The organism is Nocardioides sp. (assembly GCF_004803405.1).
Classification (GTDB): domain Bacteria; phylum Actinomycetota; class Actinomycetes; order Propionibacteriales; family Nocardioidaceae; genus Nocardioides; species Nocardioides vastitatis.
The window spans coordinates 1-5,893 of sequence record NZ_SSXI01000278.1 but is presented as its reverse complement, the minus strand read 5'-3'; the positions used below and the strand labels follow the sequence as shown (position 1 = coordinate 5,893).

Sequence of the window (5,893 nt, the reverse complement as noted above, 5' to 3'; positions counted from 1 at the left end):
CGGCGTACGCCGCGTCCCACCGCCCGTCGGCGCGCGCGGCCTCAACCGCGTCGCGCCCGGCGTCGGTCATCCGGCCCTGCTCCTCCAGCGTCGCCACGAGCGCGACGTTGCGCTGGGACCAGCTGCCCTTGGGACGGCGCGGGGTGATGCGCACGGTGTAGCTGCCCTCGTCGCGCTTGCCGGCCTGGCCGTCGATCCAGCCGAAGCAGAGCAGCTCCTCGACAGCGCTCACCCACGTGATCGTCGTGTCCGAACCGCCCTTCTTGGTGAGCACCAGCCGCACGCCGGGCGACGTCGCGTGGTGCGCTTCGAGCCACGCCCGCAGCGCGGCCGGGTCGGTCAAGAGCAGCTCGGGCAGCAGAGTTGCCATGGTCCGACGCTAGCCGCGGCCGCCGACACCTGCGTCGCTCAGCCGGGCGAACCGGAGGAGGGCGCCGAACACGAGGTCGAGCGTGTCGTGGCCGGTGGAGGGTGCCGCTGGCCAGGTTGCGGGGGTTCGGGATCGGTAGGTGTGGCCGGCAGGGGATGGACGACGAGGCCTGGCGCGCAGAGCGGCGTGGGTGCGCGAGATGGCCGGGGAGCCGCTCGGCCGCGGGTGACGCTCCGCAGCCGCGGTCGTCGTCAGTAGGACTGGAGCGGGTCCATCCGCAGCGCGGGCGGGTTGCAGACCCGGCACGGCTCCAGGCCCTGCCCGAGGACGTCCTCGATCCGCATCAGGTGAGCCTCCTCCCGCGCGGTCGGCAGGGTGCAGTCCGTCCGGTGGTACGACGTCGTGCCGGCCAGCACCACCCCGGCGCCGCCTCGCATGCCGGCGGCGTTCGCCGCACCGCCCTGGCGCTCGACCGCGGTCGTCAGCTGCTCGAGCGTGGCCTGGAGGCGCGCCCGGTCCTCACGGGAGTCCTGGACGACCAGCATCGCAGCGCCGATCACGACCAGGCCGAGTCCGGCGATGCCGCCGGAGATCAGGTAGGGGAACTGGGCGGCCGGCAGCGCCTCGCTGGCGGCGCCGTTCCAGCCGAAGAAGATGACGCCGTATCCGAGCACGCACATCAGTACGCCGACCTGGCCTCCCAGGCGTCCGAGGTTGTTGTTCACGGTGGTTCTCCTTGTCAGGCGGCGGACCGGCTCAGGCGCCGAGGTATGCCTCGCGCAGATTCACGTTGCGGATGTCGTCGCCCACCGCAGTGTGGACGAGGGTGCCCTTCTCCATCAGCAGGGCACGGTCGGCGAAGGGCAGCGCGCCGGCGTTCTGCTCGACCATCAGGACGGTCGTCCCGTCGCGGGCGATCTGCGCGGTGGCCTCCCATACCGCGCGCGCCAGCGTGGGGCTGAGGCCGAGCGACGCCTCGTCGATCATCAGCAGGCTCGGCCGCGACATGACCGCGCGCCCGACGGCGAGCATCTGCTGCTCGCCACCGGACAGCGTCCCGGCCATCTGGTTGCCGCGTTCGGCCAGCCGCGGGAAGTAGCCGAACACCAGGTCCAGCTGCTGCCGGGCCTGGCGGGTGTCGCGGCGCTTGCTCCAAGCGCCGAGCCGCAGGTTCTGCGACACCGTCAGGCGCGGGAAGATGCGCCGGCCCTCGGGGCTCAGGGAGAGCCCGTCCTTGACGCGCGCGGACGGAGACCGACGGCGCAGAGACTTGCCGTGGAAGCGGATCTCCCCCGACGTGGGCTTGAGGAGTCCCGCGATCGCCGAGACGGTGGTCGTCTTGCCCGCGCCGTTGAGCCCCAGCAGCACGCACACCTCGCCCTCCTCGATCACGAAGTTGATGCCGTGCAACACGGGGAACTGCCCGTAGCCGACGACCAGGTCCTGCACCTCCAGCACGGCCATCAGACCGGCACCTCGCTCTCGGTGTCGTCGCCGAGGTAGGCCAGCACCACCTCCGGGTGGGACCGCACGGCGTCGGGCCTGCCCTCGGCGAGCACCTCTCCGAAGTTCAGGCAGTAGACGTAGTCCGACACCCGCGTGACCAGCGGAACGTGGTGGTCGATCATCACGATCGTGAGTCCGAACTCCTTGCGCAGCGTCAGGAGGGTGTCGCCGAGCCCCTCGGCCTCCTCTGGCCCGAGCCCGGAGCCGGGCTCGTCGAGCAGCAGCAGGTCGGGGTCGGTCGCCAGGACGGCGGCGAGCTCGACGCGCTTCAGCACGCCGTAGGGCAGGTCGGTGACGCGTTCCCGGGCGACGTACTCGAGCTGGAGCAGCTCGAGGATCTGGTGGGCGCGGTCCCGCAGCCGCTTCTCCTCGGCGAACGTCGCCGGGCTGCCGAGGATGCCGGTCACCGGCTCGTAGCCGACCTGCAGGTGCTGGGCGGTGAGCAGGTTGTCGAGGACGGTGGCGTTCTTCACGAGCCCGACGTTCTGGAACGTGCGTCCAAGGCCGAGGGCCGTCCGGCGGTGGACCGGAAGGCGGGTGATGTCCTTGCCGCGGTAGCGGACCCGCCCGGCGGAGGGCGTGTAGAAGCCCGTGATGCAGTTGAAAAGGGTCGTCTTTCCGGCGCCGTTCGGGCCGATGATGCCGACGATCTCCCACTCCCCGGCGCGCAGGGAGATGTTCTGCAGTGCTTTGATGCCACCGAAGTGGATGCTGACGTCGTCGACCTCAAGCACGGACATCGCTGACCTCCACCTCGCGCACCTTGCCTGCGTGCCTGTCGAGCCGCCGACCGGCCAGCCAGCCCTGGATCGGTGCGACCTGCTGGCCGATGCCGCCGGGATGGAGGGTGATCGTCAGCAGCAGCAGGATCGGACCCACCACCAGCGGCACGAACTGGACGGGCAGCCCGATCGTCTCGGCGAAGAACCCGTCCAGGTGCAGCCAGTGCACGAGCTCCCCCGACCCGAGCAGGGCGAAGAACGCGGCGCCGATGATCACGCCGGTCCGGTTGCGCAGGCCGCCGACCACCGTCATCAGCACGAACGTGAGGCCGAGCGTGAAGCCGAACGACGTCGGCACGATCACGCTCTGCCGTGCGGCGAACAGACCGCCGCCGAGCCCGGCGAAGACGCCGGCCACCACGAACGCCACCATCATGTAGGCCTTCACGTTGATCCCGTAGGACGAGGCCACGCGCGGGTTCTCGCGGAGCGCGGCCAGAGCGCGTCCGGCCGTGGAGCGGGTGAGCCGCCAGTCGAGCCACACCACGAGGACGAGGAACCCCAGGCACAGCAGGTAGTAGCGCTCCTCGGACGCGAAGAACGAAGGACGCGTCAGGGTCATGCCCGCCTCACCCCGGGTCAGCGACTCGATGCCGAAGACGGTCTGCTCGGCGAAGGCGCCGTAGGCGAGGGTGACGAGGGCGAAGTAGAGGCCGGTGACCCGGAGCGAGACCGCTCCGAGGATGGCGGCCTGCAGTCCTCCGAAGACGGCGGCGACGAGCAGGGCGAAGAAGAAGTCGAGCTGCTGCTCGGTGACCAGGTAGGCGGTGGTGAACGCGCCGATGCCGACGAAGGCCTGGTGACCGAGCGAGATCTGACCGGCGTAGCCGATCAGCACGTTGAGGCTGAGCCCGATGATCGCGAAGATCACCGCCTCGGTCAGGTGGGTCACCGTCGTCTGGTCGAGCGAGAGCGGCGAGAGCAGGTTGGCCGGCACCAGCACGACCGACCAGGCGAGCAGCACCCAGCACACCCGCCGGGCCACGCGTCCGACGGGGCCGGGGTGGAAGTCGTCCTCGTCGTGCGCGGCGGGCCGCCACTCGGGCTCGGCGGGCGCCTCCTCGAGCGCCGCCGGGGGCACCACGGGCAGCACCAGCGTGTCGTCGTCCGCCGAAGTCATGCGGTCACCGCCCTCGGCACGAAGAGGCCGCTGGGCTTGAACAGCAGCACCAGCAGCAAGAACACGAACAGCATCATCGCTCGGGCCCCGTTGACGTCGACGAGGAGCGTGAGGTTGCCGAGCTGCTCGACGAAGCCGACGACCAGGCCGCCCGCGACGGCTCCGGACATGCTGCGCATGCCGGCCAGCACGGCCGCCATGAAGCCGGGGAGCAGCGCACCGCCGGCGCCGAAGCTGAGGAACGCCGCCGAGAAGGTGGTGTTCGGTCCGGCCAGGATCCCGGCTAGGCCGCCGAGGAGGGCAGCGATGCCCCAGATCAGCAGGGAGACGCTCCGGACGTTGATGCCGACGAGCTCGGCTGCGACCGGCTCCTGCTGAGCCGCCTGGATCGCCAGCCCCCACGGGGAGCGGAAGAACAGCGCGAGGGCGATGGTGACCGCCACGAGCACAGCCACGGTGATCAGCTGCTGGTCGGTGGGCGAGCCGTACTTCGTCTGGTGGAAGCCGTCGCTGATGCGCGGCATCACCATGATCAGGGTCTCGTTGTACTTCCAGAACTGCAGGCCGATCGCCGTCAGCGCCACGCCCGCCGTGCCCACGAGGAGCGTGACGCGCGACGCCTTGCGCAGGGGATGGATCACCAGGGCCTCGGTGAGGAGCCCCATCACCACCCCGACCACGAGCCCGAACCCGAACGAGACGGCGTAGCCCCAGCCCCACACCACGTGGGCGGTGTAGGCCCCGAAGAGCGCGGTGGTCCCGAACTCGGCCTGGGCGAAGTTGAAGACCCCGGTGGCGCGATAGACGAGCACGATCCCGAGCGCGACCATCGCGTAGATGCTGCCCTGGAGGACGCCGATGACGGCGGCCGTGATGAGCTCCTGGCCGAGCGTGCTCACGGCGAGACGAGCCCCTCGGTGACGTACTCCCGCTTGCCGCAGTCGGCCCGCAGGTGCCACATCGCCGTCCCGCCGAAGCGGCTGCGGAAGTTCGTGGGAGGGAAGATCCCGTTCTTGAACACCCGCTGGCGCGCGATGGTGGACAAGAAGCTCTGCCGGTCCAGCGACTTGCCCGTCGCCATGAGGATCTGTCCCAGGAGCGCCTCGGAGGCGTAGACCGAGGCGGCGATGTCGTCGGGCGCCGCGCCACCGTTGCGGGCGGCGTAGGCGCGCATGAACGCGTCGTTCTTGCGCATCACATCCATGCCGGGGAACGGCGAGAGGAAGCGCGCGTTGTTGAGCTTGGGGCAGCCGGCGTTGGCCACGATGTTGAGGCCGTTGGAGAGGCCGGGGCCGACGAAGATCACCGTGCAAGGCATCGATGCCGACACGTTGAGCAGGCTGGAGGGGCTGGCGTTCCACACCACGACCCCGGCACCGCTGTTGCAGATCTTGGTGCCGACGTCGAGGGCGTCGCCGCCCTGGGTGTTCTTGGGGATCCGCCCCGAGCCGCCCGGGTTGACGTAACTGCCGCCGAGCGCGGAGGCCAGAGCGGACCCCTGCGCTTGGAAGTAGCCGTCCAGACTGCTGTTGTCGGCGACGCGGAGGGTCACCTTCTTGCCACTCGCCACCTGCTTGGCGATGCGGGCGACGATCGGCGCCTGCTGCTCGTAGGTGAGCGTGGCGGCGTAGTACGTGTTCAGGTCGCCGAGGGAGCCGTTCTTCGAGGCCTGCTGGACGCCGGCGGACATGTAGGGGACGCCGGCGCTCGCGGCATACCGCGCGCAGGCCTCGATCTGGTCGGACCCGGCACCGCCGAAGATCATGAAGACCTTCTTGGTCTCGGCGAGGTCCTTGCACTTGGCGACCGCGACGTCCGGTCGGAACTGGTCGTCCTCGAAGAAGACCTCGACCTTACGTCCGTGGATGCCTCCGCGCTTGTTGACGTCGTCGAAGTAGACCTGGATGCCGCGCTGGAACGAGGTCGACGGGATCGCGGCAGCGCCGGTCACCGGCGCGTGGAAGCCGATCCTGATGGCGGTGGCGGTCACCCCGGTGGTGTCACCGGCTCCGACCGCGCCCCCGCCGCCACCGCCGGTGCCGTCCGTCGTACCTCCTCCGGTGCTGCCACCGCCGGAAGCCGTCGAACCGCCGCCGCCGGTGCCGCCGCCGGTGC

General features: G+C 70.4%; 7 protein-coding genes. All 7 read right to left on the bottom strand.

The window, feature by feature from the left end; genetic code table 11:
- The coding region (locus E7Z54_RS19695) for a YdeI/OmpD-associated family protein (RefSeq protein ID WP_431188816.1) at window positions 1–370 on the bottom strand (370 nt) is incomplete at its 3' end.
- A gap of 251 nt (window positions 371–621) precedes the next feature.
- On the bottom strand, window positions 622–1,095 hold the full coding sequence (locus E7Z54_RS19690) for a hypothetical protein (protein ID WP_136436421.1): 474 nt from the start codon (window positions 1,093–1,095) through the stop codon (window positions 622–624).
- 31 nt (window positions 1,096–1,126) lie between these two features.
- On the bottom strand, window positions 1,127–1,834 hold the full coding sequence (locus tag E7Z54_RS19685) for an ABC transporter ATP-binding protein (protein WP_240769798.1): 708 nt from the start codon (window positions 1,832–1,834) through the stop codon (window positions 1,127–1,129).
- Complete coding sequence (locus E7Z54_RS19680) at window positions 1,834–2,616, bottom strand: ABC transporter ATP-binding protein (protein ID WP_136436420.1); 783 nt, start codon at window positions 2,614–2,616, stop codon at window positions 1,834–1,836. The genes E7Z54_RS19685 and E7Z54_RS19680 overlap by 1 nt, the downstream gene beginning before the upstream one ends.
- A complete protein-coding gene (locus E7Z54_RS19675) occupies window positions 2,603–3,778 on the bottom strand; it encodes a branched-chain amino acid ABC transporter permease (RefSeq protein WP_136436419.1) in 1,176 nt (391 codons plus the stop codon). The genes E7Z54_RS19680 and E7Z54_RS19675 overlap by 14 nt, the downstream gene beginning before the upstream one ends.
- Complete coding sequence (locus E7Z54_RS19670) at window positions 3,775–4,677, bottom strand: branched-chain amino acid ABC transporter permease (protein ID WP_136436418.1); 903 nt, start codon at window positions 4,675–4,677, stop codon at window positions 3,775–3,777. The genes E7Z54_RS19675 and E7Z54_RS19670 overlap by 4 nt, the downstream gene beginning before the upstream one ends.
- The coding region (locus E7Z54_RS19665; RefSeq protein WP_168798426.1) for an ABC transporter substrate-binding protein at window positions 4,674–5,893 on the bottom strand (1,220 nt) is incomplete at its 5' end. The genes E7Z54_RS19670 and E7Z54_RS19665, both read right to left, overlap by 4 nt.